We start from the raw sequence: 22,257 nt of genomic DNA on the forward strand, positions 1-22,257 counted from the left end.
GTATTGACAGATTGATATCATGGATGAATCTCATTCAAGAGCAAATCTTTCGCTGCGTTCGCGGAAAATTCATCCGTTCAATGGGATGATAAGCGGCGGCGGGATGGCTTGCTCGAAACGATTAGCGGGTAGGGAATACGGCTTGCAGATAGCCGCCTGCGTCGATGCGGTGGGTTTTTCGCAATGAACTCGTTGCGTTTCCTATCAATCATCTGTCGAGATCATAGCCGCGATCGCGATAAGTCTTGCGTGACGGACGGCCTCGGCACACTTGTTCCGGTAGCATCCCGTATTGTCTATAAGCCCGGGCCGCTCAACCGCCAACTCGCCGGGCAGCGCGCTGCAAACGGGTCTCTTTCAACACGCGTTGGAAATTCACGTCGGTTTGCGCGTGCTGAGCGAGATCGTCGAGGAATTCGGCGACGTCTTGAGCGGTCTCGACAACAAGATATCGCAAGCCGCCGCCTGCATCCACGGCATCATAGCTAATGCTGACACCAAAGCCGCCAGTGACCTCCCGGAACCATGCTGATCGCCATTTCTTGAACCCTGAGGGATGCGCCCGAAACTCTGCAAGCAAAGCCTTTTGCCGTTCAATCCGTGCGAGGAATGTCGCAACGGCGTCTCCTGGGCCGGCCTTTGGCTTTTCGGCTTTCCTCGCGGCCCATTTTTCAATGAAGCGAGATCTCGGCGGCAAGGTTGCCGCATCATCGCCATCGGCAAGGACTGCGGGTTTCAATTCCGACGGAACCGGACCGGGTGCGGGAGCGGCCGAGCGGACCCGCTCTTCGTTCTCCGGTACCAAGCCATGCTTGAGATCGGAAGCGAATGCGCCCCAAATGGATTTCGGCTGCTCGACGGATCCGGTCTTTTTGCGGCGGGAGTTCTTGATTTCGAAGATGAAGGGTTTTGTCTGCTTGGCCATGATTTTCGATGGGTATTGTGTGCGGTGTGCCGCTGCTGAAGGATCAGCGTCGACGGGATTGGGCAATATCTCTAATATTTCCAGATCTATAAACTGTAGGCGTTTGCGATCCATGTAATCCGGTGATTTATATCAGGGCAGCTGATCAAGCAATATAAATGCGGAAGGCAATCGCCCTGGTGCGATCCCGGCCATCCCGGATGTTTTCTGGCGCAGGGCTTCCGAGAAGTTAGCGGAAAACAACGGAGGACGCGTGGGGGGCTTGAATTTGAAGTCTACCAGAGGGAAAGGCACGATTTTTGATATAGGAGGAAATGATTTGAACGAGACTCAACAACTGTGGGAATGGCGCGAGAAGATCGCAAATCTCTACTACGAGATACGTTCTAGCCCGGACGCGGTTGCTGCCTGGGGGCTTTGGTGCGACACCCGTTCGACCCTGTTTCGCGACCATCCTCAGTCGCCGATTGAACCGGCGGACCGCAAGGCGTTCGAAGGGCCGACTATATTTCCTTACGATCCCTCACTGCGTCTGACGGTGCAGCTCATTCCGGTAGCGCCGGAACGGATAACCGTCGCAACAGGAGCGGATGGTGACCTGTCGATGCATGCGTTCGCCCGTACCGCGGGGCTGGAGGCCAGATTGGGTGGCGAATTGACCCTTTACTGGATTGAAGGGTATGGCGGTGGCGTGTTCCTGCCGTTTGCCGACGCGACCTCGGGGACCGAGACCTACGGTGGTGGCCGATATCTCCTCGACACCATCAAGGGAGCAGATCTTGGGGTTGTCAGCCCAGACGGCACACTGGTGCTGGATTTCAACTTCTCCTATTTTCCTTCATGCGCCTATTCTTCCCGCTATGTCTGTCCATTAGCGCCATCGGGCAATCGACTAAAAGGCGCGGTGAGAGCCGGAGAACGGCTACCTATCTCGAAATGAGCCGCGGTGAAGTGGAGGTGCAGTGAGTGTGATGAGAGCACATCCCTTGCAAATAGGATTCTACTTCCTGCCAATCACTGTCGGTGCCGTAAAAGGCAGTACCGCTAACTATGTCTCGATCACTTTCAGGCGTACGTACGGCGAGGCTGACAGTTGGTAAGTAGACGGTTATAATACATAGACCTTATAACCGTCTATAAGTGGATATAAGTGATGGATCGCGAAATGTGAATTGAGATGAATTTAGTACGGAATTTAACATCCACGATCTACCCACCCTTGCTCAATTACCTAGTACGAAGATACGATCTGCGGCTATAGATTGATATCTGACCGAGCGTGCCAGTAACGACGGCATATTTCGGTTGGACTTATCCTCTTTAATCTTGCTCTTTTGTGCGCCAAGTGATCACGATCTTAATATGTTGTATTTAGAAGTCTCATTGCCGCCCTGCATATCGGCTTTAAATTCTAAGGATTTCTATTATGAAGAAACTCATCGCATTGGCCTTGCTTGCATTAACGTCTCCTCTCACGGCGCAAGCCGCGACCTTGACTTTTCCTGGCGACAAGCCCGTCGCGAGTATCACCATTCCGGATAGCTGGAAGCCGGAGGAAACCGACGGCGGCGTCCAGGGAACCTCGGCCGATTCTGCGGTCTATCTTTCAGCTGAGGCCGCCAACGGCAAATCCATGGAGAAAGTTGTTACCGGTGCGATCGATTTTCTCGCAAAAAACAAAGTGACGATCGACCCCTCCACTCAAAAGGAAACGCCCACCACCGACGTCAACGGTATGCAAATGGCCACCCTGGAGTGGGATGGTAAGGATGAAGACGGCCCAGTTAGCGTAGGTTTGCTCATCGTCCAGGTAAGCGCTGACAACGCTCTCGTGGTGACGTATTGGGGAGACAAGGGGGAAGAAGACAAGCACGATGCTGAAGTTAAGGCAATCGTCGCCTCGATCAAGCCAGTTGAGTGACTTAGCCTGTGGCAGCGGCGAACTTATCACCTCTGGCCTTGGGTTGTTGAATTCCGCCTTGACTTGACTTTCTTTCCACCCGGCGGTGACTCGGCCGGGTGGAGGCTGGCCTATGAAATGCTTCGCTATTTTGGACCAACTGCGGGTCATCGCGACAACGCCGTGTTCGAGCATCAATTCTTCGACTTCGCGCAGGCTGCCATTGAACTGGAAATAGAGCCAGATCGCAAACGCTACAATCTCGACCGGTGTAAGGCACGACAAGGGACGCCTTAAGGAACAATCATCGTCGCCTTGCAGGGAAAGCTGCCCGTCGCGATATGGGAATATGCGACGGCGGGTATTGAAATCGAGGTTTCCGTCATGAAGGCTGTTTAACGAGACCCCACACCGACATCTCATCCTTCGATGCCTGACCAGCCTCGGCGCATCGAGAAGGCGAACCCAGATTCGAGCTGGCTTTGACGCGGCATCAAAGACGGGGCTTGCCGTTTGGGCCTATGCCGCCGCTGCCGCGTGTCACCAGCCTCATGCGGCTGGCAGCGCTCTGATGGGGATGTCGTCCTCCTCGTCGCCGCGCTCGAAGGCCATTTGGTCGGCGAGCTGGCGGAGTTGGTTGAAGTCGGCCGGGCCGTCGAAGGAGATGCCGCCGAGGCGGATGGCGACGGAAAGCGGCGCGCCGTCGGCGCTGAAGGTGGCCGCGGCGACGCCCGCGCGGATACGGGTGCCGATGTCGCAGGCGTTCTCGATCGTGGCGCCAGGCAGGAAGATGCCGAGTTCGTTGGTCGCAAGCCGCGCCACGAGATCGCCACGACGAACCGAGGATTGGATGATCGAGGCAAGCGATTGCATCACCGTGTCGGCCCATTGCAGCCCGTAGCGGCGGCCGATGTCGTCGAGCGTATCGATGATGACGGCGATGACGATGCCGCCGGCATCTGTCTCGGCATGCTTGCGCCGCTCGATAAAGTCCTCGACGGCCGCGGCAAAGGCGGTGCCGTTCAGCGTCTTCGTCACGCTGTCGTAGCGTGCCGCCTGGGTGACGTTTTCTTGCATTTTGCGCACGACGCCGTTGTTGAGCTGCAAGGCAAAAAACAGCGGAAAGGCCACAAATGCGGAAGCAAGTGCTGCACCGACAAATCCGACCAAAAATGGTCGATCCGGCATCAATAAGTTTAATATAAGTAGAAGACCAACCGAACCGACCACGGCGCATAGCGCGCCGAGCGTGGCCCTCCGCAGGGCTTTGAAAATGCTGGCGGAGGGATGTCGCTGTTGTAGAATCATATCGGAGTTATCCCCGTTCTGTAATTCAGCATATGCTAAACAGAGGCCTAACAAAACCCGCTTAAGAAATCCTGTAAAATTTGTTGCTTTGCACCGTTGTTTCCACGAACTAGCTGCCTTCGAATGAATATCCGGAACCGTTGTTTGCGCTTGGTGTCCGGTTGCGGCAGCTCCAGCGCTTTATCTCGATCCATGGTCCTCGACGTGTTTCATCTTCAGCGTGTGAATCGGCATGGTGCGTCACGATGCCGAGAGGCACAACAAGTAGTTGTTTTCGTTGCAGCGTCTGGGGTCATCACTTGATGCTTAATTACACTCTAGCGACTTTGAACCACGTTTGGAATTGGATAAGGAAACCCATCCAGGTCCCTCCATTCCCGCCGTCTTCGAAATCGGCGTTTATTCCGGTTCAGATAGCCGCGGCGAGCAACAAGTTTGACTTGGAGACACCTGCCACGGGTGATGAGAGCTGCTTCGGAAAGTAAAAAGGATTCGGCCGCTGTTCCACTCCAGCGAAGGTGAGCACGCAGGGAAATGACCGGACTTGTCAATGATGGTGGCGACCGGCGTGGCCGGTCGCCATGCATGCCTTCTACATCTTGCCGATGCTCTTCATTGCTTTGTCCATATGCATCATGCAATCGTCCATTTTTTTGGCCTTCATCGACTCCTTGGCCATCATCATTTCCTTAGATGCCATTTCCTTCTTCTCTTTCATTTTAGGCCCCGTCACCGCGTCCACGTCACTCTGCGCCTTCATCATCGATGCGTCGTCGCATTTCATCATCGTGTTCGCCGCATAGACCGGCAAGGTGAAAGCTGACATCAGCAAAGCGGTCGCAATCGCAAATTTAAGCATGTTTTCCTCCTCTTGATGGGCACAATTGCCCGCAGTCAGACGTTCTCCAGGCGATTAAATCCCCGCGTACCACTCATAGCCGCGGTCCTCCCAGAAACCGCCCTTGCCACCCCAAAGGCTGGCGAAGCTGTCTTTGATTTCAATGCGCATGAGGTATTTTGCATGCTTGTAGCCAAGATGGCGTTCAACCCGCAGTCTGAGCGGTGCGCCGTGTGCGACTTCGAGATCTTTATCGTTGAGCTGATAGGCAAGGATTGTCTGCGGATGAAAGGCGTCGATCAGATCGACGCTCTCGTAGTACGTGCCGCTGCCGTCGATCGTTTGTTCAAGCTGGTCGGCACAATAAAACACCGCATAGCGAGCTCCGGGCCTCATACCAGCTCTCTGTAGGATGAGCCCGAGCGGCACGCCCGTCCATTTCCCGATGGCGCTCCAGCCTTCCACGCAGTCATGCCGCGTAATTTGCGTTCGCGATGGCAGCATTTTTAGATCCGCCAACGAGAACTCGACCGGATGTTCCACCAAACCATCGATCTTCAGCCGCCAATCCGCAAAATCACTCTCCATCATCCGGGCATATTCTTCGCTGTCCGGCTGACTGGTGCCGTTCGATCTGAAGGTGGGTGAAATGGCCGCTTCCGAAAACTCGCGAGCCAGCTTGTCCCTCGCAACCAAAATTCGCTGGCTTTTCATTGTCAGCGTCTCTGCCATGTCCAGTACGGCTTGAACATTGGCGTTTTGGACGACGGCGTCGCAACCTGTGAGGCCGATTGCGCCAAGTCCGGCGGCCGATCCGATCAAAAGACGGCGTCGCGTGATAGAGAACGTCATTCTCCGCCCCCTTCGTTTTTGATCCTGTAGCGGCCGGTGATCATCGAGCGCATGTTGTTCCAAAGACCTGAGAGGATAACCATTGCGACATGCACCAGAACGAAGAAAACAATCGACCAGGCGCAAATGAAGTGGATCGAGCGCGCCGACTGCCGGCCGCCAAAGAAATCGAGCAGGAAGGGGAAGCCGGCATCCATACTGGGGGACATGGTCAGCCCCGTTGCGAGCATCAACGGCAGTAGAATGAAGATGACAATCAGATAACTGAGCTTCTGAAGGACATTGTAATGGCGTGCCTTTTCTCCTTTCGGAAAGTGCAGCCGTGCGTGGTCCGCGATTTCCTGTTTGAGATGAGAGGGCGAGAGCTCGTCGGGACTCGGCGCGAGATCGCGCCGGAAATGGCCGCCCAAGAAGCCGTATAGCAGATAGATCGATCCGTTGATCACGAACAGCCAGGCAAAAAATAGATGCCATCGACGGCCGGTCGCGAGATCCTGATAGCTCGGGATGGTTGCCCAGGAGGGAAAGCCGCGCTCGGTCACATCACTGCCGACACGAGAAACGCCGAGGATGCCCGTTGTCGCAACGGACAAGCTTCCAACGCGCAGGACCCCACGCGTGCTGTCACCGTCCTGGACAGTCCCGATCGAAAGCCAGGATGGATCGGCATCGGCTCCGTATTGGCCCCAGTAGAGGGAGGGATGCGCGTTGAATATCTGTAGACCGCTCATCAGAAGCAGGCTTAAGCAAAGAAGGTTGAGCCAATGCGTAATGCGCGTCGGCACCGAATGACGGTGAATGAAGGTCGTCGTCGGCGCTGCCGGCGTCTCTTGATGGTTCACGGTCGCCATGGTCGCTCCTCCAGAGCTGGCTACGGTGCGGTCCTATCGGGTACTACGAATGATAAAATACTCTTATTACAGGGCGCCGCGAAGAAAATTCTTCCAAATACGGGTTAGCTCCACGCGAAAAACCTGCATAGCTCGCTCAGGGAGACCTGTGCTTACGATCACAAAACCGTGAACTTGTAACAAGCAGCGATCTGATTGCGAAGGCGATGATGAAACCACTGGGAGAGAAGCGATGAGGCAGCTAGCGAGGTTAGTAGTCACCGGAACGGTCATGTGCGTCACGGCGGGCGCTTCTCATGGGGCACCGAGCGACAACCGTCCCCTCACGGTAGTCGAGCTCTTCACGAGCCAGGGATGCTCGTCCTGCCCGCCCGCGAACGCCAACCTGATAAATCTCAGTAAGCGCGACGCCGTCCTCACGTTGAGCTTCGCAGTGACATATTGGGACTATCTCGGCTGGAAGGACACATTCGGAAAACAGGAATTTTCGGATCGGCAGATTGCATATGAGGCACCGTTGCATCAGTCAGGACCCTTCACACCGCAGATGGTTGTCAACGGCACGAAGACTGTTGTTGGAAACAACCTCTCAGAGCTGACAGCACTTCTGTCAACGGTCTCCCACTTGAAAGGACCGGCCATTACGCTGGGCCGGAGCCGCACGGAGATTGGCCATGGTGATGTCCCAAGAACGGCTGCGGACGTCTGGTTGATCCAGTACGATCCAAATGTCATCGATGTGCCAATCGCGAGAGGCGAGAATGCCGGCAGTACTTTGCCCCACATCCACGTCGTGCATGCATTGAAGCGTCTTGGGCAATGGGACGGAAGCTCTACCGCATTCGATTTCTCGAAGGCGCCGGATGGCCTTCGCACGGCAATTCTCATTCAAGAGCCACGAGGTGGACCGATACTCGCGGCAGCGACGGACTGAAATTTTTAGCAAATGGTAGCGCCTTACCCCCTTCAACGAAGGCTCGAGCGCTGGGTGCCCGTATTGCCCTCGACGTCGTGCGCCATTTTCTTGAGCGCTGCCATCGGGGCAATCTACCGCGCCTCCCAGCATACACGTCGGGAAAGTTCAGCGCTCAGGTGACACGGAATGGCTCTTCATCGAAGTCGGCAAGACCAATCGCGCCGCCGACATCACACTTTACGGGTATGGGCGTGGAGGCCGATGATGGTGTAGGCTCAGGTGTTGAATACACGAGCTTACTCGAGGAAGCGCAGATGGCTGCTGAGGAAACAGTCATTATCGGTGCAGGCCCGGCGGGATTGGCATGCGCGGCGGCACTCCGTGCAAGAGGCTGCCGTTCCCTTATTCTTGAAGCCACGAACGAGCTCGGCGCTTCGTGGCGGCGGCACTACGATCGTCTTCATCTCCATACTGAGAAACGTCACTCAGCGCTTCCGGGGAGAGCGATGCCCGCCGGCTTTCCAAAATATCCGTCACGCCTACAGGTCATCGACTACCTCGAAAGCTATGCGCGGGCAAACAACCTTCGAATTCTCACCGACAAGACCGTCGCGTCCGTAGCCAAGAAAACAGAGTGGGTTGTTGCGACCACCGATGGCGATGTGTTCGAGGCGAGAGCTGTCGTAATCGCGACTGGTCTATCGAGGAGTCCCGTCAGACCGTATTGGACCGGTCAGAACAATTTTCCAGGACAGATTATTCACTCTTCCGAATATCGGAACGCGTCTGCCGTCGACGCAGGTCGAATCCTGGTGGTTGGCTTCGGAAACTCAGCAGGAGAGATCGCGCTGGAATGTGCCGAAGCCGGTCTTGATGTTGCCATGTCGGTCCGCGGTCCAGTCAATGTCGTCCCGAGGGAGATATTAGGTGTGTCAAGCGCGACGATCGCCATCCTTCAACAACGCTTTCCGTACAGAGTGGTTGATGCGGTTAACGCGCCTTTTCTACATCTACGCTACCGCGATATCGAGGAACTGGGTCTCAAGCGCTCCCACCAAGGTCCTCTGACCACGATGATAGAGCAAGGCCGGACTCCCTTGATCGACATTGGTACCATCGCGAAGATCAGAGATGGACGGATCAAGGTGTTCCCCGGCATCGAAAAGTCGGATGGTGCAAACGTGCGCTTCGTCAATGATCGATCCGCGGAATTCGACGCGATTGTGGTGGCGACAGGCTATAGGCCGTCTCTCGAGACATTTCTGCCAGATTTCGCGGACCGGTTTTCGAATGCCGGGAAGCCGGCCAGGGATGAGCTTCAACCAGGAAAGGCCAATCTGTACTTCTGCGGCTTCAATCCTGCCACGACCGGGCTGCTTCGCCAGATTGGGATCGAGGCATTGCAAATCGCAAAGTCAATCGCAATGACAAGCCTCACCTGCCACTGAACTTTCATCCAGCGGTAACCAGAGCCCCGGCGGAGATTGATCCGCTCCCAAACATTGGACCACCGGAGACTAGAGTTTTCCGGCTTGTTTCAGGAAGGCGGGCTGGTTGCGCCTCCCGAATTTACCAACGAGATCGGCACCTTGTTGCCGATCGCACCACTCCGTCGACGCCGCCTTTTTCTCCCCCGGCATCCGCGCCACCGAGCCGCCGTACGAAGTCCGCGAAGAAGAGCGAGGCGTTGGTGGCCCGTTTATGCACCGCGATCGTCTGCGGAATTCGCGAAAACACTCCATCCACCACCCGGAAGCCTTCCATCCGCTCCGAGGCGTTGAAGAGGAATTCGGTCAGCCCAGCCGCCGCGTCGCATTCTCGGTCCGCGAGAAAGTCGAGGGCCGCCGCGGGGCTGTCGACATGTAGCACCGTCGCTCGCTTGAGTGTTCGTTCAAGCTGCTTCGTATAGGCGGCGCTACGCGCGGAAGCGATGCGAATTCCGTTGGAATCCAGCTCGTCCGCCGTCTGGTAGGGTGAAGCCACTGGAACCAGGTAGGTGGCGTCGACCGAGATGTAGGGAGGCGAGAAGCTGAAGCGATCGGTTCTTGATGGGTCTGACGCGATGAAGGCGATGTCCCACTCGTCGCCGTCCGCAGCGGAAAGAATATCCGCGGCCGATCCGTATTGTATGAGGGAAAGCCTCTGATTAAGTTCGTGGGCGATCCTATCCGCAATGTCCGCGCTCGGACCCACTAAGGCGCCCGCGTTTTCGTCCCAGCGAATCAATGCTGCGTTCGACATGTTGACGGCGGCCCTGATGGTTCCAGCCGTCGCTATCTCCGCCCGGACCTGCTCCAAAGTGAACATGCTATGTCTCCCTAGAGCGTGATGCCGAAAAGTGTAGGCGGTTTTCGGACGACATCACGCTCTACTTCTTTGATTCTAGAGCGGAATTTTAGGTCAAACAGACCTAAAATCATCCGGCTCTAGCGCGAAAACCTGGACGCAAGTGCTTCCGATCCTCTGGCAAGGAGGGCAACGTCGACGCCAACTGCCGTGAACAGCGTTCCCTGCGCAATGCAGCGAGCCGCAAACTTCTCGTCAGCCGTCAAGATGCCCGAAGGCTTACCGACGGCTTTCAAGCGCTCAATCGCATTCTCGATTGCCGAGACTACCTCGGGATGTCCCGGCTGGCCGGGATAACCGAGGCTGGCCGCGAGGTCCGCCGGACCGATGAAGATCCCGTCGACTCCGTCGACCCCTGCAATGGCTTCAAGCTGATCGAGCGCCTCTCGCGTTTCGATCTGCAGCAAGAGGCAGATCTCCTGTTCGGCGGTCTGTGCGTAGTTCGGCACGCGCCCGAAACGGGTGGCGCGGGTGAGGGCGGATACGCCACGGATACCTCGCGGTGCGTAACGCGTGGCGGCCACGGCCGCCTTCGCCTCCTGTTCATTCTGCACATATGGAATGAGAAGCGTCTGGACGCCGATATCCAGAAAACGCTTGATCAATACGGGGTCGTTGAAGGCCGGGCGCACCACGGGGGCGACGTCGTACGGCGCGACCGCCTGCAACTGTGGAAGCACAGTGAGGACGTCGCTGGGAGAATGCTCGGTATCGAAAAGCAGCCAGTCGAAACCGGACGGTGCGACGATTTCCGCTGTATAGCTGCCCGGAAGACCGCACCACAATCCGATCTGGCTTTGACCAGCCTGGAGTTTTCGCTTGAAGCTGTTGACGGGGAGTTCCATTAGATCCTCACACGAATGAGACGCCGATTGAGCCGACGGGGCCGTAGTCGGCCTGGATCACGTCGCCCTGGGCGATGTCCACTGGGCGGGTGAAAGAGCCGGCCAGCACGATCTGCCCCTTTTTCAAACCGCCGCCCACCGCATGGAGCTTGTTTACCAACCACGCGATCCCGGCTGCCGGATGGCCCATGATCGCTGCAGAAACACCGGATTCCTCGATAATGCCGTTCTTCGAGAGGGTGGCGCCCACCCAGCGGATGTCGATGTCCATTGGGCGAATGATGCGACCCCCTACAACGATGGCCCCAAAAGCGGCATTGTCAGCGATCGTGTCGGTGATCGCCCTCGGAACCTCGGTGCGATAGTCGATGATCTCGAGAGCCGGGACTACGAATTCAGTCGCCCTCATCACGTCGTAGATCCGCGTACCGGGCCCCTCGAGATCCTCGCCCATCACAAAGGCGAGCTCGACTTCGAGGCGCGGCTTGATAAAGAGTTCCGCCTTGATCTGCGCCCCGTCGTTGTAGAGGGCGTCGTCGAGGATGACACCATAGTCGGGCTCGGTCATCTTGGACGCCATCTGCATCGCGCGCGATGTGAGGCCGATCTTGTGGCCGACGACCCGAGCACCCCTAGCGGTCCGAGCCTCCGCCCAGAGCGCTTGAATTTTGTAGGCGTCTTCAAGCTCTAGACCGGGGTAGGTTTTGCTCGGTTGAACGATTGGCTTGCGGTCGGTTTCTGCCTTCAGAAGGGCGTTGGCCGCCTCTCGGCGTTCCTGTTCTGTGATCATGGGTTAGGCTCTGTCGTTGGTTATTTGATTGGCGGGCGCGGCAGCACGGCTTCGCCGGGCTCCATGACGTAGGTATAGTCGAGCGAGAACCAGGGGCCGTCGACGCCGGGTTCGGACGGATGCGGCTCGTCATGGCGGACGAAATCGCCGGTCAGGGCTGCCGTCACTCCAAACTGAACGTCGGAATCGATGTTCGGATCGCTTGGATCGAAGACCTGGGAAATCAGTGTCTTGTATCCCTGCTTGAAGATCAGGGCGTGAAGATGCGCTGGTCGGTACGGGTGACGTCCCTGCGCCTTCAGCAGTCGGCCGACGACGCCGTCGACCGGGATCGGGTATCCGACCATCTTCACGGTCCTGAACCAGAAGCGGCCGTCGGCGTCCGTGGTGAACTTGCCCCGAAGGTTCATCTCAGCCTGATCGGGGTCCTGATTTTCATAGAGCCCAGCAGGAGAAGCATGCCAGACGTCGACCTCGGCACCCGCGATCGGCCTGCCGTCCCGGTCTACTACCCTGGCGCGGACATAGAGTGGCGTGCCTGGCGTGTCGGAGCGGATGATCGTACCGCCGTTTTCGACACGGGGAGAGTTCAGGCGCCAGAATGGGCCGAGAAGAGACTGCGACGTCTCCGTCTGGCCACTGTTGCCGTTGTTCAAAAGGCAAACCAGCGAGGACACGCCGAGAGATCCGGCCATGAGAACAAACTCGTTGTGGCTGTCCGTCTGCAGTTGTCCGATCTCGTTGAGTATCGCCGTAGCCTCGCGGAACTCGACTTCGGACAATCTCACCTCCCGCACGAATGCATGGAGATGCTTCACCATTGCTACGAGGATTTCTCGCAGACGCGGATCCTCGGTTTTGTTCATCACCGCGAGGACGGCGGGCGTCAACTCGCTTTCAGTCTTTATGGCCATAAGGGTACCTCCCATCGGCACCGACTATTAAAAATAAACGATTATCTGTCAATGAATGTTACGGCCTCTTTTTCCCGTAAGCGGGAAGGAAATTTGCTCTTTGTTGTATTAACATACTGAATTTGCTTCTTTAAATTCATAGTCTCATCTAGATTTATCTGCAAAACGAGGCTTAATCTCGCTTTCTCGTTGACAAAAATAATCGTTTATCATATCGATCATCGACAGTTGATCAAAGGAGTAGGGATGAGCTCGGCTGATGACAGCGCCTCTGCGCCAATGACAGATGAGGAGACAGCGTCGGCGGCTTTTTCCGATGATGGCAAGAACACTATCGGAAGCCAGCTGGCGTCGCGTCTGCGCGAGGCGATCATCTCTGGTGAATTGGAGGCCGGCAGCAAGATCAATCTCGACAAGGCGCGCCGCACGTTCAACGTCAGCTTAAGCCCTCTGAGGGAGGGACTTGCCCGCCTCATCTCCGATGGCCTGGTGGAGTTTCAGGACAACCGCGGCTATCGCGTAGCTCCGATCTCGCTGGCGAATCTGGAAGAAATCACGACGCTCCGCGAAGAGCTCGAAGTCTTCGCGCTGCGGGAATCCATGCGTATCGGCGATGTCGAGTGGGAGGGCAATATAATGCGCTCGCTCCATCGCCTGAACCGCACGGATCGAGATGCCTCACGGCCTGAGACGCTCGAGCAATGGGAGGCACTTCATCGGGAATTTCATCTCACGCTCATTTCCGGCTGCGGCAAGCCGCTGCTGTTGCATTTCTGCGACCTCTTGCTGAATCTGAATGACCGATACCGCCGGGTCTTCCTCATCAGGACTTCCGGCGACCGGAACGTCGGGCAGGAGCACAGCGAGATTGCGCAAGGAGCGGTCGCGCGGGATATCGAATACGCCAGCGAGAAACTGCGACAGCACATCCACCGCACTGGGACGAACCTGCGAAATCATCTCGCGACGAAAGGGATCGTGTGATGGTGGCGCCTGGATCGAAATCAGAGCAAAAGATTGGCGTCGCGCACTTCTCCGCCATCTCCCTGACGCCGAGCGATTTTGCAAAGGCCGCAGCGGGGGCGGGCTTTTCAAGGATTGGACTGAGGCTGAATCCGGCGTTTCCTGGAGCGCCGTACTACGAGCTGCCTGTAGGCGGCCACGCAGCGGAAGAATTGAAAGCCGTATTGCGCGGCGAAGCGCTCGAGGTCTTCGATATCGAGTTCTTTGTTATCGACCCGTCGTTCAACGCCTCGTCTCTGGAACCCATAGTGGCTGCGGCTGCCAACATCGGGGCCAAGCGTCTAAGCGTGTGCGGCGACGATCCGGAACAGAGCCGGCTGCAGTCGAACTTCACCGAATTCTGCGGCCTTGCAAGCGGCTACGGATTGGCGGTCGATATCGAGAACATGGGTTGGCGGACGGTCAGAACCTTCGCTGACAGTGTCAACCTCCTGAAATCGAGCGGCGCGCCCAATGCCGGCGCACTCGTCGACGGAGTACATTTCTTCAGGAACGGCGGAACGTTGACGTCGCTGCGCGCCGAGATCGACAGGGTCAAGCACGTCCAGTTGTGCGACGTCGTCGGACCCGCTCCGAGCACGGCCGAGGCCATGATCGCGGAGGCGCGAGGCAAACGTCTTGTCCCTGGCGAGGGCAAGTTGCCCTTGGGCGAACTGGTCGCAATAGCCGACGGGGCCGCATCGATCTCGGTCGAAGTACCTCTTTCAGGCTCGGCGGACGCGGAGGAGCATTTGAAACGCCTGTTCGAAGGGGCCTTAAGAATATCTAAGCCGGGTCAGTGATCGCGGCGGCGGTGAGGCGAGAGCCGCGCCGAAGGGAGGAAGCCAGCAGATGGGTTACACGTTTGATTTTGGTGCGGTCTTCGACCGCGCCCCGGAATTGTTTTGGGGGTCGCTCGGAACGTTGGGTCTCGCCTTCGCCGGGATGCTGCTCGCTCTCGTGATCGGAATCCTGGGCGTTGCAGCGAGAACGTCGAAGATCGCGTGGGTTCGTGCTCCGGTCATCGCGTTCGTCGAAGTCGTCCGCAACACGCCGTTCCTCGTGCAGATCTTCTTTATCTACTTCGCCCTTCCGCTTATGGGCATCCGCCTGAACCCGACAGTCACCGCAATCATCGCGCTGGGGATCAACGGAGGTGCCTACGCCATCGAGATCATCCGCGGGGGCGTTGAGAGCATCAGCAAGGGACAGATCGAAGCTGGTTTTGCACTCGGGCTGCATAAGGCCGACGTCTTCCGGCTCATCGTTCTCAAGCCGGCACTGCGAGCGATCTACCCGTCTTTGACCAGCCAATTCGTGATGCTGACCTTGACCACGTCGGTGTGCACCTCGATCGCCGCATATGAGCTTACATCGGCGGCGCAACGCATCGAGTCAGATACGTTCCGAAGCTTCGAAGTCTACTTCACCGTGACCGTAATCTACCTGGTCATCTCAAGCCTGATGATGGGAATCTTCGCTCTGATCTCCCGTTCCTACTTCAATTATCCGACTCGATAGGAGGCGCTCATGGGTCCCATCGGCGAAAACGAGCTGTTCTTCATCCTGCAGGGTCTGAAATGGACCGTATTGCTGGCGATTATCGGTTTCATTGGCGGAGGCGTGTTCGGTATTTTGATCGCGCTCGCGCGCACGTCGAAGTATCAGTTCGCCCGGCTTGCATCATCTGGCTACATCGCGCTCTTCCAAGGCACGCCGCTCCTGATGCAGCTCTTTGTCGTCTACTACGGCGTTGCCTTGCTTGGCATTGACGTCAACGCCTGGGTCGCTGTCGCGATCGCGTTCACTCTCCACGCAAGCGCCTTCCTCGGCGAGATATGGCGCGGTTCGATTGAAGCCGTTCCCAAAGGGCAGACCGAAGCCGCGAACGCTCTTGGCCTCCATTACGTCTCCCGAATGAAGGACGTGGTTCTGCCGCAGGCTTTGAAGATCTCGATGCCTGCGACCATCGGCTTTCTTGTGCAGCTCATCAAGGGGACGTCGCTTGCGGCGATCGTGGGCTTCATCGAGCTGACCCGGGCTGGCCAGATCATATCGAACCAGACCTACCGCCCGCTGCTCGTCTTCGGGATCATCGGAATAATCTACTTCATGATTTGCTGGCCTCTCTCCCATGTCGGGAGCGGCCTCGAAAAACGGATGGCAAAAGCCATCCGCTAAGCCTGCTTCGGGAGAAGTAAACAGCATAAGAGGAGGAAAGTGCAATGAATACCAATCGCAGGAAATTTATCGGTCTAGCGCTGGCAACCGCTACCTTCGCCGCCATCGGCGCTACGGCAGCCACCGCGGCATCTGTTGAGCAGATCAAGTCGAAGGGAACGCTCGTCGTGGGTATCCAAGGCGACAACGCACCTTGGGGCTTCGTGAACTCGAGCGGCAAACAGGATGGCTTCGACGCCGACGTGGCGACGCTGTTCGCCAAGGAGCTCGGCGTGAAAGTCCAGTTCCAACCGCTCGCGGTAGCGAACCGTATTCCCGCGCTGACGACCGGGAAGGTCGATATTCTCTTCGCCACGATGGCGATGACGGAAGAGCGCGCCAAGGCGATCCAGTACAGCAAACCTTATGCGGCCAACACGATTTCGCTTTATGCCGCCAAAGCCGACGCAGTGAAATCGCCGGCCGACGTGGCTGGTTGGGAAATAGGTGTGCCGAAGTCCAGCTCGCAGGACAAGGCGGTAACCGACGCGGTCGGATCGACGGCCACCATTCGCCGCTTCGACGATGACGCGGCCACTATCCAGGCCCTGATCTCCGGACAGGTAAAGGCAGTGGGTGGCAATCAGTTCTACGGGCAGAGGCTCGATGCAGCCAGCGCCGGCACGTATGAACGAAAGATCGACTTCCTGACGACCTACAACGGCGTGGGAACACGCCTCGGCGAGAAGGATTGGAACGAGACCGTCAACGCGTTCCTCGACAAGATCAAGGGCAACGGCGAACTCGCAGCCATCACCAAGAAGTGGATGGCAATCGATCTTCCTAAATTCCCTGAATCCATCCCCAACATCCCGTTTACGGTCAAGTAAAGCATAAATGGAGGGCGCCGTGCTCAATTCCCCCAATGATCAGTCGACCTTGATATCCCTTGATAAAGTGGAGAAATGGTACGGCGCCTTCCACGCCCTGAAGAACATCAATCTGTCGGTTCGCAAGGGAGAGAAGATCGTCCTTTGCGGACCGTCCGGTTCCGGCAAGTCCACCTTGATCCGCTGCATCAATGCTCTTGAATTGATTGAGAGCGGCAAGATCGTGGTGGAAGGTCAACTGCTGGACGGCACCGCCAAGGCGGTCGACGCCATTCGACGTGAAGTCGGAATGGTTTTCCAGAACTTCAATCTGTTCCCGCACATGACCGTCCTGCAAAACTGTGCGCTTGCACCCATGAGAGTGCGGGGCGCAAGCCGTGCCGACGCAGAGAAGTTGGCGCGAAAGTATCTCGAACGCGTCCGTATCCTCGATCAGGCGGAAAAGTATCCGGCACAACTCAGCGGCGGACAGCAGCAGCGCGTCGCTATCGCGCGCGCCCTGTGCATGGAGCCGAAAGCGATGCTTTTCGACGAGCCTACGTCCGCCTTGGATCCTGAAATGGTCAAAGAGGTTCTCGACACCATGATCGGCCTCGCAAGAGACGGCATGACTATGATCTGCGTGACCCATGAAATGGGCTTCGCCCGGCAAGTCGCTGACAGGGTCATCTTCATGGCTTCCGGAGAGATCATCGAGGAGGCGGAGCCCGAAACCTTCTTCAAGAACCCCACGCATGAACGGACGAAGGCATTTCTCGGCGAAATCCTTGCGCATCACTGATCGGGCAGAGACATGGACAACAACAAATTCCTGGTCGGCTTAATCGGCGCCGACATCCAGATGTCAAAGTCGCCGGCGCTCCATGAAACGGAAGGGCGCAACCTGGGGCTTGATTACGAGTACGAGCTCGTGGACCTGACAGTGCGCGGATTGCCTCCTTCCGCGCTGCCAGATCTTCTGAACGAACTGGAAAGCCGCGGCTTTGCGGGAACCAACATCACCCACCCATGCAAACAGACCGTGCTGCCTCACCTGACGCGCCTGTCCGAAGATGCCGAGATGCTTGGAGCTGTAAACACGGTCGTGCTTCGGAATGGCGAGCGGATCGGACACAACACCGACTGGTATGGCTTCTACAAGAATTTCGAGCGCGGCTTGCCCGATGTCGCGAAGGCTCATGCTGTTCTGCTCGGCGCTGGTGGTGCTGGGGTGGCCGTCGCGCACGCCGCCGTGAAACTCGGCATAGAAAAGCTCTCGATCTTCGATCAGGACGAGCGCCGCGCCACCACTCTCGCCGATCAGCTCAACGAGAGATTTTCAGGAGAAGTCGCAAGGCCGGTCAGAGACGTCGGTGCCGCGCTCGCCGTCGCAGATGGCCTGATCCACGCCACGCCGACTGGTATGCGAAGCCATCCGGGGCTTCCGATAGATCCCGATTGGATACAGCATCGTCACTGGGTGGCGGATATCGTCTATATGCCGTTGGTGACCGAGCTCCTTGCACTGGCAAAGCAGAAGGGGTGCCGAACGCTCCCAGGCGGAGGAATGACCGTGTTTCAGGCGGCCGCAGCCTTCGAGCTTTTCACAGGCCTGTCACCCGACACGGAACGAATGTCGCGCCATTTCGACGAACTGTGTCGAGTGGCAGCCTGATCGGGGGACTACTCCATGCCGCATATCATCATCGACTACAGCCGAGGTGCGGCGGAACGCGTCGCCATCGACGAGTTGACCCGCGCGGTTCATCGCCGGGTCCGCGACGGCGGGCTGGTCAAGCCAACCGTGGTCCGCACGTTCGCTAGAGAAGCCACCGTCTCCTGCGTCGGCGACGAGCATCCCGACAACCACTTTGTGCAGATAATTGTACGCATGGCCCCAGGCCGTCCTCCGGAGGTCAAGCGAGAGCTGCTGAAATCGGTGCTCGAAGCTGCGCGTGACGTCGCAGCTTCGGCACTGGAAACCGGCCGGCTCGGGCTCCGTGCAGATCTCTACGAATCCGACCCAAACTTCGCGTTTCAGGAAATAGCCTTCGCCTGATCCCGGCAACGCCTAACAAGGACAAATGCAATGAGCCTCATCTACGTTCTCAACGGACCAAACCTAAACCTCCTCGGCAAGCGCCAGCCACATATCTACGGGCACGAGACATTGGCTGACGTCGAGGCGGACTGCCGAAAGTTGGCGTCGGAGCTGGGGCACGAGATCCGTTTCCATCAAAGCAACCGCGAATATGAGATCATCGACTGGATCCACCAAGCGCGCGAGGACGGCGCTGGCATTGTCATCAACCCGGCCGCGTTCACTCACACTTCGCTCGCGATCCTCGACGCGCTGAATACCTTTGAAGGCCCGGTCATCGAGATCCATATCTCCAACGTCCACAAGCGCGAGAGTTTTCGCCACCACTCCTTCGTGTCCCACCGGGCCGACGGCGTCATCGCTGGTCTCGGCACCGAAGGCTATCAACTCGGCATCCGCAGAGTTGCGACCATGCTCAAGACGGAGAAGAAGGACTGATAGCGATGGCGAACCGGGTCAAGCTGGCAGTCCTTGGGGCGGGGCTAATCGGCAAGCGTCATATCAAGCACGTGATGGAAGAGCCCGCCGCAAAGCTGATGGCAGTTGTGGATCCCACGCCAGTTGGCCAGGCGATCGCGAGTGAGGCTGGTGTCAGATGGTTCCCCAGTTTTGCCGACATGATGAATTCCGAGCGCCCCGACGGAGTCATCATCGCGACACCTAACCAGTTGCATGTCCAAAATGGGTTGGAAGCCGTGGAGGCGGGCATACCGGCGCTGATCGAAAAGCCGATCGCGGACGGCATCGCTGCCGGCGAGAAGCTTGTGCAAATGGCTGAGGCCAAAGGCGTGGCGCTGCTGACGGGACATCACCGCCGGCATAATCCGATGATGCAGAAAGCGAAGGAGATCATCGACCGCGGGACGCTCGGTCGGATCCTGATCGTGAATGCGATGTTCTGGCTGTTCAAGCCGGACGAGTATTTTGACATCCCCTGGCGGCGAGAGCGTGGAGCAGGGCCGGTCTTCCTTAACTTAATTCACGACATCGACAACCTCCGTTTCCTTTGCGGCGATATAAACGCCGTGCAGGCCCGTGAATCCAACGCAGTGCGAGGCAACGTCGTTGAGGAAAGCGCGGTCATCCTCATCGAGTTCAAAAGTGGTGTTCTCGGAACTGCTTCCGTGTCCGATTCCGTTGTCGCGCCGTGGAGTTGGGAAATGACGACGGGAGAAAATCCCGCTTACCCGAAAACCGAAGAGACTTGCTACATGATCGGCGGAACACACGGATCTCTGGCCGTGCCGTCGCTAGAAATATGGAGCAATGCCGAAAAGCGAAGCTGGACCGAGGCATTTGAGCGCGACAGAGCCGCATACGAAAACGAGGATCCGCTTGTCATGCAGATCCGTCAGTTCTGCAGCGTCATTCGGGGCGAGGAAGCTCCTTTAGTCAGTGGTCGGGAAGGTCTGGAGACATTGAAAGTCATTGAGGCCGTCAAGCAGTCAGCCGCGATGGGAGGACGCGTCGTCCTCTAGCCAGGGGTCAAGGCAAACGGCAAGAGAACGCGTAGCTGTTCCATAATAGCTCCCACGCCTCAAAAGGCGTCTAAGTCTTCGTAACATCACCCGGAGCGAAAGAGGGGTGGGTTCAACCCCCTTCCACTGCAATCCGGATGCAAAATGTCTAACGTTTTCCAGGCCAGGCCGTGAGTGCAAGGTCGATCAGCCGTTTCAACAGGGCATTGCAGGCGCCGTCACAAGCCTGGGCGGACATGCCCTGGATGATCGCGCCGTAGAAGCGTGCGAGCGTATCGGTATCGGTTTGCGCCGGCAATTCGCCTTCCTCGACGGCACGGTCGAAGCGGGCTTTGAGGGTCTGCATCGACGCCTCGCGCAAGGCTGCCGTCATCCGCGCGACGGATGCATTTTCTTCCGCATGCTGCAAGACGGCGGTCGAGACCATGCAACCTGGCGGCTTGCCCGGCTGGGTGTCTCCGTCAGCGATATCGTAAAGGTAGCGGCTCAGGGCTTCATAAACCGGAAGACCCGATTGCAGGATGTCTGAGCGGCGGCTGTTTTCACGGGCAATGCTGAAGTCGAGCGCCTGACGGTACAATTCTTCCTTGGAGCCGAAGGTCGAATAGAGCGTCGGCGGATTGATCCCCATGGCCTTCGTGAGATCGGCGGTCGATGTTCCTTCGTAGCCGCGTTCCCAGAACAGCCGTGCCGCGATGTCGAGCCCAACGTCGCGATCGAGCACGCGTGGTCTGCCTCGTTTGCGGACTGGTTTCTCCATTAAAATAGCGATCCCTATTAAATTGTTGACAGACGCATCTCGCCTCTTATTGTAGGGATCACTATTTATTTTAGCAACGGAGTGATCAATGTCCAAACGACTCGCAGACAAGATAGCCCTCATCACTGGAAGTTCGCGCGGTATCGGCCGGGCGGTTGCCCTTGCTTTTGCCAGCGAGGGTGCCGCGCTAATTGGCGTGCACTATACCGCCAATGCGGATGCGGCCAATGCCACGATACGCGACATCGAGGCGCTTGGTGTCAAGGCCGTCGCTGTGAAGGCCGACCTCAGACAGGGCAAGGACGCGGCCGACAGCCTCTGGGCGCAGTTCAGCCAGGCCGCGCGTACTGAGACGGGCTCGTCTGCTCTCGACATTCTGGTGAACAATGCCGGTATCGCGCCCGCACTGCCGTTGAAGCAGACGAGCGAAGCCGCTTTCGACGAGGTGATGACGATTAACTACAAGGCGCCGTTCTTCCTGATCCAGGCAGTGGCCGACCACATTCGCGACAACGGCCGCGTCATCAATGTCTCGACCGGGTTTACACGGATCGCGGCGCCGACGCATCCCGCCTATGCTGCCTCCAAGGGGGCGCTGGAGACATTGACATTGGCGCTGGCACCTGAATTTGCGGGTCGCGGGATTACGGTCAATGCCGTGCTGCCGGGTGTGACGGAGACGGATATGAATGCCGAGTGGCTGGCATCGCCGGATGCGCGCGCCGGCGCCGAAGCACTCTCGGTCTTCTCGCGTGTCGGACGGGCGGAGGACGTCGCCGACGTCATCGCCTTCCTCGCATCGAACGATGCGCGTTGGACAACGGGGCAGATGATTGATGCGACGGGTGGCGCCCGGATCTGATCGATCCCCGAGATTCCGCTATGTTTGCGGCCATCCAAACCAAGCGGCAGAGGGCGTATTTTTGACGAGTTGCGGATTGAGGTCCGGTCCCCGTCAGTCCACCAGACTGGATCGCGCTCGTTGAGGCGCGATCTTGCCTTCATCGACCTGGCGGCGCGCTTCCGCCAAGTTGGCGGGATCATTACTCGCATCCCGAACGGCTCGTCGCGCCGACATCAACTCATCGACCAGACGCAGCCTGATCTCGTCCTTTAGTGCTGGGTCCAACATAGGCGGGAAGCAGCGCAATTCCCCTTGTCGAGGCAACGAGCGAAATCCCCATAGCGAAATTGTCGATACGGTGAGAAGGACCCGCACCCATCGAAGAGTGGCCGCGTCTTCAAGGGTTCCGATTTCGCGGCGAAGCATACGTCTGATCTGGGGCGAACCCAATATTTCCGGCAACGCCAGCCATCGCATATTGGATCGGAAACCCATCTGCCCTAGATCAGGTGAAAGGGGTGATATCGGTCATTCCCCCGCCCCGTTCAAAAGCGGAGA

The 22,257-nt window shown here is 57.6% G+C and carries 26 protein-coding genes; 16 read left to right on the forward strand and 10 right to left on the reverse strand.

The window, feature by feature from the left end:
* Positions 1–313: 313 nt before the first annotated feature.
* The gene (locus FP026_RS25605) at positions 314–1,039 is read right to left on the reverse strand and encodes a hypothetical protein (protein WP_246665450.1); all 726 of its coding nucleotides are present in this window, start codon (positions 1,037–1,039) and stop codon (positions 314–316) included.
* Between the two features lie 205 nt (positions 1,040–1,244).
* Between FP026_RS25605 and FP026_RS25610 the strand changes: the two genes are divergently transcribed.
* Together FP026_RS25610 and FP026_RS25615 are read left to right on the forward strand one after the other, a co-directional pair.
* On the forward strand, positions 1,245–1,865 hold the full coding sequence (locus FP026_RS25610) for a DUF1684 domain-containing protein (RefSeq protein ID WP_188112687.1): 621 nt from the start codon (positions 1,245–1,247) through the stop codon (positions 1,863–1,865).
* A 486-nt stretch (positions 1,866–2,351) separates the two neighbouring features.
* Entirely contained in the window at positions 2,352–2,846 is a 495-nt protein-coding gene (locus FP026_RS25615; RefSeq protein WP_149637389.1) for a histidine kinase, read from the forward strand.
* Positions 2,847–3,374: 528 nt separating this feature from the next.
* Here FP026_RS25615 and FP026_RS25620 read toward each other — a convergent pair.
* The 4 genes from FP026_RS25620 to FP026_RS25635 form a co-directional block, all read right to left on the reverse strand.
* The gene (locus FP026_RS25620) at positions 3,375–3,995 is read right to left on the reverse strand and encodes a GGDEF domain-containing protein (RefSeq protein ID WP_246665451.1); all 621 of its coding nucleotides are present in this window, start codon (positions 3,993–3,995) and stop codon (positions 3,375–3,377) included.
* A 730-nt stretch (positions 3,996–4,725) separates the two neighbouring features.
* Positions 4,726–4,992, reverse strand: a complete 267-nt coding sequence (locus FP026_RS25625; RefSeq protein WP_149637391.1) for a hypothetical protein — start codon at positions 4,990–4,992, stop codon at positions 4,726–4,728.
* A gap of 54 nt (positions 4,993–5,046) precedes the next feature.
* Positions 5,047–5,823, reverse strand: coding sequence for a molybdopterin-binding protein (locus tag FP026_RS25630; RefSeq protein ID WP_149637392.1), 777 nt, complete (start codon positions 5,821–5,823; stop codon positions 5,047–5,049).
* Positions 5,820–6,674 (reverse strand): cytochrome b/b6 domain-containing protein, encoded by an 855-nt coding sequence (locus tag FP026_RS25635; RefSeq protein WP_149637393.1) that lies wholly within the window; start codon positions 6,672–6,674, stop codon positions 5,820–5,822. Before FP026_RS25635 ends, FP026_RS25630 begins: the two co-directional genes overlap by 4 nt.
* A gap of 232 nt (positions 6,675–6,906) precedes the next feature.
* Here FP026_RS25635 and FP026_RS25640 point away from each other — a divergent pair, with 232 nt between their 5' ends.
* Complete coding sequence (locus FP026_RS25640) at positions 6,907–7,608, forward strand: DUF1223 domain-containing protein (protein WP_149637394.1); 702 nt, start codon at positions 6,907–6,909, stop codon at positions 7,606–7,608.
* A gap of 296 nt (positions 7,609–7,904) precedes the next feature.
* Positions 7,905–9,038: a flavin-containing monooxygenase gene (locus FP026_RS25645; protein ID WP_149637395.1), complete on the forward strand. Its 1,134-nt coding sequence runs from the start codon at positions 7,905–7,907 to the stop codon at positions 9,036–9,038.
* A 121-nt stretch (positions 9,039–9,159) separates the two neighbouring features.
* Here the strand turns inward: FP026_RS25645 and FP026_RS25650 are convergent, their stop codons facing one another.
* From FP026_RS25650 to FP026_RS25665, 4 genes are all read right to left on the reverse strand, one after another.
* On the reverse strand, positions 9,160–9,897 hold the full coding sequence (locus tag FP026_RS25650) for a transporter substrate-binding domain-containing protein (protein WP_149637396.1): 738 nt from the start codon (positions 9,895–9,897) through the stop codon (positions 9,160–9,162).
* 119 nt (positions 9,898–10,016) lie between these two features.
* The gene (hpaI, locus tag FP026_RS25655) at positions 10,017–10,781 is read right to left on the reverse strand and encodes a 4-hydroxy-2-oxoheptanedioate aldolase (protein WP_149637397.1); all 765 of its coding nucleotides are present in this window, start codon (positions 10,779–10,781) and stop codon (positions 10,017–10,019) included.
* A gap of 7 nt (positions 10,782–10,788) precedes the next feature.
* Positions 10,789–11,571 carry a 2-oxo-hept-4-ene-1,7-dioate hydratase gene (hpaH, locus tag FP026_RS25660; protein ID WP_112398868.1) on the reverse strand — a complete coding sequence of 261 codons (783 nt, stop codon included), beginning with the start codon at positions 11,569–11,571 and terminating at the stop codon, positions 10,789–10,791.
* 20 nt (positions 11,572–11,591) lie between these two features.
* Entirely contained in the window at positions 11,592–12,485 is an 894-nt protein-coding gene (locus FP026_RS25665; protein ID WP_149637398.1) for an intradiol ring-cleavage dioxygenase, read from the reverse strand.
* A 246-nt stretch (positions 12,486–12,731) separates the two neighbouring features.
* On the opposite strand from FP026_RS25665, the gene FP026_RS25670 reads away from it, so the two are divergent.
* Genes FP026_RS25670 through FP026_RS25715 form a run of 10 tightly spaced genes read left to right on the forward strand, consistent with a single transcriptional unit; the run spans position 12,732 to position 20,095 of the window.
* On the forward strand, positions 12,732–13,469 hold the full coding sequence (locus tag FP026_RS25670; RefSeq protein ID WP_149637399.1) for a GntR family transcriptional regulator: 738 nt from the start codon (positions 12,732–12,734) through the stop codon (positions 13,467–13,469).
* Complete coding sequence (locus tag FP026_RS25675) at positions 13,469–14,290, forward strand: sugar phosphate isomerase/epimerase family protein (RefSeq protein ID WP_149637423.1); 822 nt, start codon at positions 13,469–13,471, stop codon at positions 14,288–14,290. The genes FP026_RS25670 and FP026_RS25675 overlap by 1 nt, the downstream gene beginning before the upstream one ends.
* Positions 14,291–14,339: 49 nt before the next feature.
* Positions 14,340–15,008, forward strand: a complete 669-nt coding sequence (locus FP026_RS25680; protein ID WP_149637400.1) for an amino acid ABC transporter permease — start codon at positions 14,340–14,342, stop codon at positions 15,006–15,008.
* Positions 15,009–15,017: 9 nt separating this feature from the next.
* Entirely contained in the window at positions 15,018–15,668 is a 651-nt protein-coding gene (locus FP026_RS25685) for an amino acid ABC transporter permease (RefSeq protein ID WP_149637401.1), read from the forward strand.
* Between the two features lie 44 nt (positions 15,669–15,712).
* Positions 15,713–16,537 (forward strand): transporter substrate-binding domain-containing protein, encoded by an 825-nt coding sequence (locus FP026_RS25690; RefSeq protein WP_149637402.1) that lies wholly within the window; start codon positions 15,713–15,715, stop codon positions 16,535–16,537.
* Between the two features lie 19 nt (positions 16,538–16,556).
* On the forward strand, positions 16,557–17,318 hold the full coding sequence (locus FP026_RS25695) for an amino acid ABC transporter ATP-binding protein (RefSeq protein WP_149637403.1): 762 nt from the start codon (positions 16,557–16,559) through the stop codon (positions 17,316–17,318).
* A 12-nt stretch (positions 17,319–17,330) separates the two neighbouring features.
* Positions 17,331–18,191 (forward strand): shikimate dehydrogenase, encoded by an 861-nt coding sequence (locus FP026_RS25700; RefSeq protein WP_149637404.1) that lies wholly within the window; start codon positions 17,331–17,333, stop codon positions 18,189–18,191.
* A 15-nt stretch (positions 18,192–18,206) separates the two neighbouring features.
* Positions 18,207–18,575, forward strand: a complete 369-nt coding sequence (locus FP026_RS25705) for a 5-carboxymethyl-2-hydroxymuconate Delta-isomerase (RefSeq protein WP_149637405.1) — start codon at positions 18,207–18,209, stop codon at positions 18,573–18,575.
* Positions 18,576–18,605: 30 nt separating this feature from the next.
* A complete protein-coding gene (aroQ, locus tag FP026_RS25710) occupies positions 18,606–19,055 on the forward strand; it encodes a type II 3-dehydroquinate dehydratase (protein ID WP_149637406.1) in 450 nt (149 codons plus the stop codon).
* A gap of 5 nt (positions 19,056–19,060) precedes the next feature.
* Positions 19,061–20,095, forward strand: a complete 1,035-nt coding sequence (locus tag FP026_RS25715; RefSeq protein WP_149637407.1) for a Gfo/Idh/MocA family protein — start codon at positions 19,061–19,063, stop codon at positions 20,093–20,095.
* A gap of 148 nt (positions 20,096–20,243) precedes the next feature.
* On the opposite strand, the gene FP026_RS25720 is transcribed toward FP026_RS25715, so the two are convergent.
* A complete protein-coding gene (locus FP026_RS25720; RefSeq protein WP_149637408.1) occupies positions 20,244–20,855 on the reverse strand; it encodes a TetR/AcrR family transcriptional regulator in 612 nt (203 codons plus the stop codon).
* An 88-nt stretch (positions 20,856–20,943) separates the two neighbouring features.
* Here FP026_RS25720 and FP026_RS25725 point away from each other — a divergent pair, with 88 nt between their 5' ends.
* Positions 20,944–21,717, forward strand: coding sequence for an SDR family oxidoreductase (locus FP026_RS25725; protein WP_149637409.1), 774 nt, complete (start codon positions 20,944–20,946; stop codon positions 21,715–21,717).
* 120 nt (positions 21,718–21,837) lie between these two features.
* Positions 21,838–21,972, forward strand: a complete 135-nt coding sequence (locus FP026_RS30790) for a hypothetical protein (protein ID WP_281408620.1) — start codon at positions 21,838–21,840, stop codon at positions 21,970–21,972.
* Positions 21,973–22,257 lie beyond the last annotated feature (285 nt).

It is taken from the genome of Martinezella tropici (genome assembly GCF_008370325.1).
GTDB classification, from domain to species: Bacteria; Pseudomonadota; Alphaproteobacteria; order Rhizobiales; family Rhizobiaceae; genus Rhizobium; species Rhizobium tropici_B.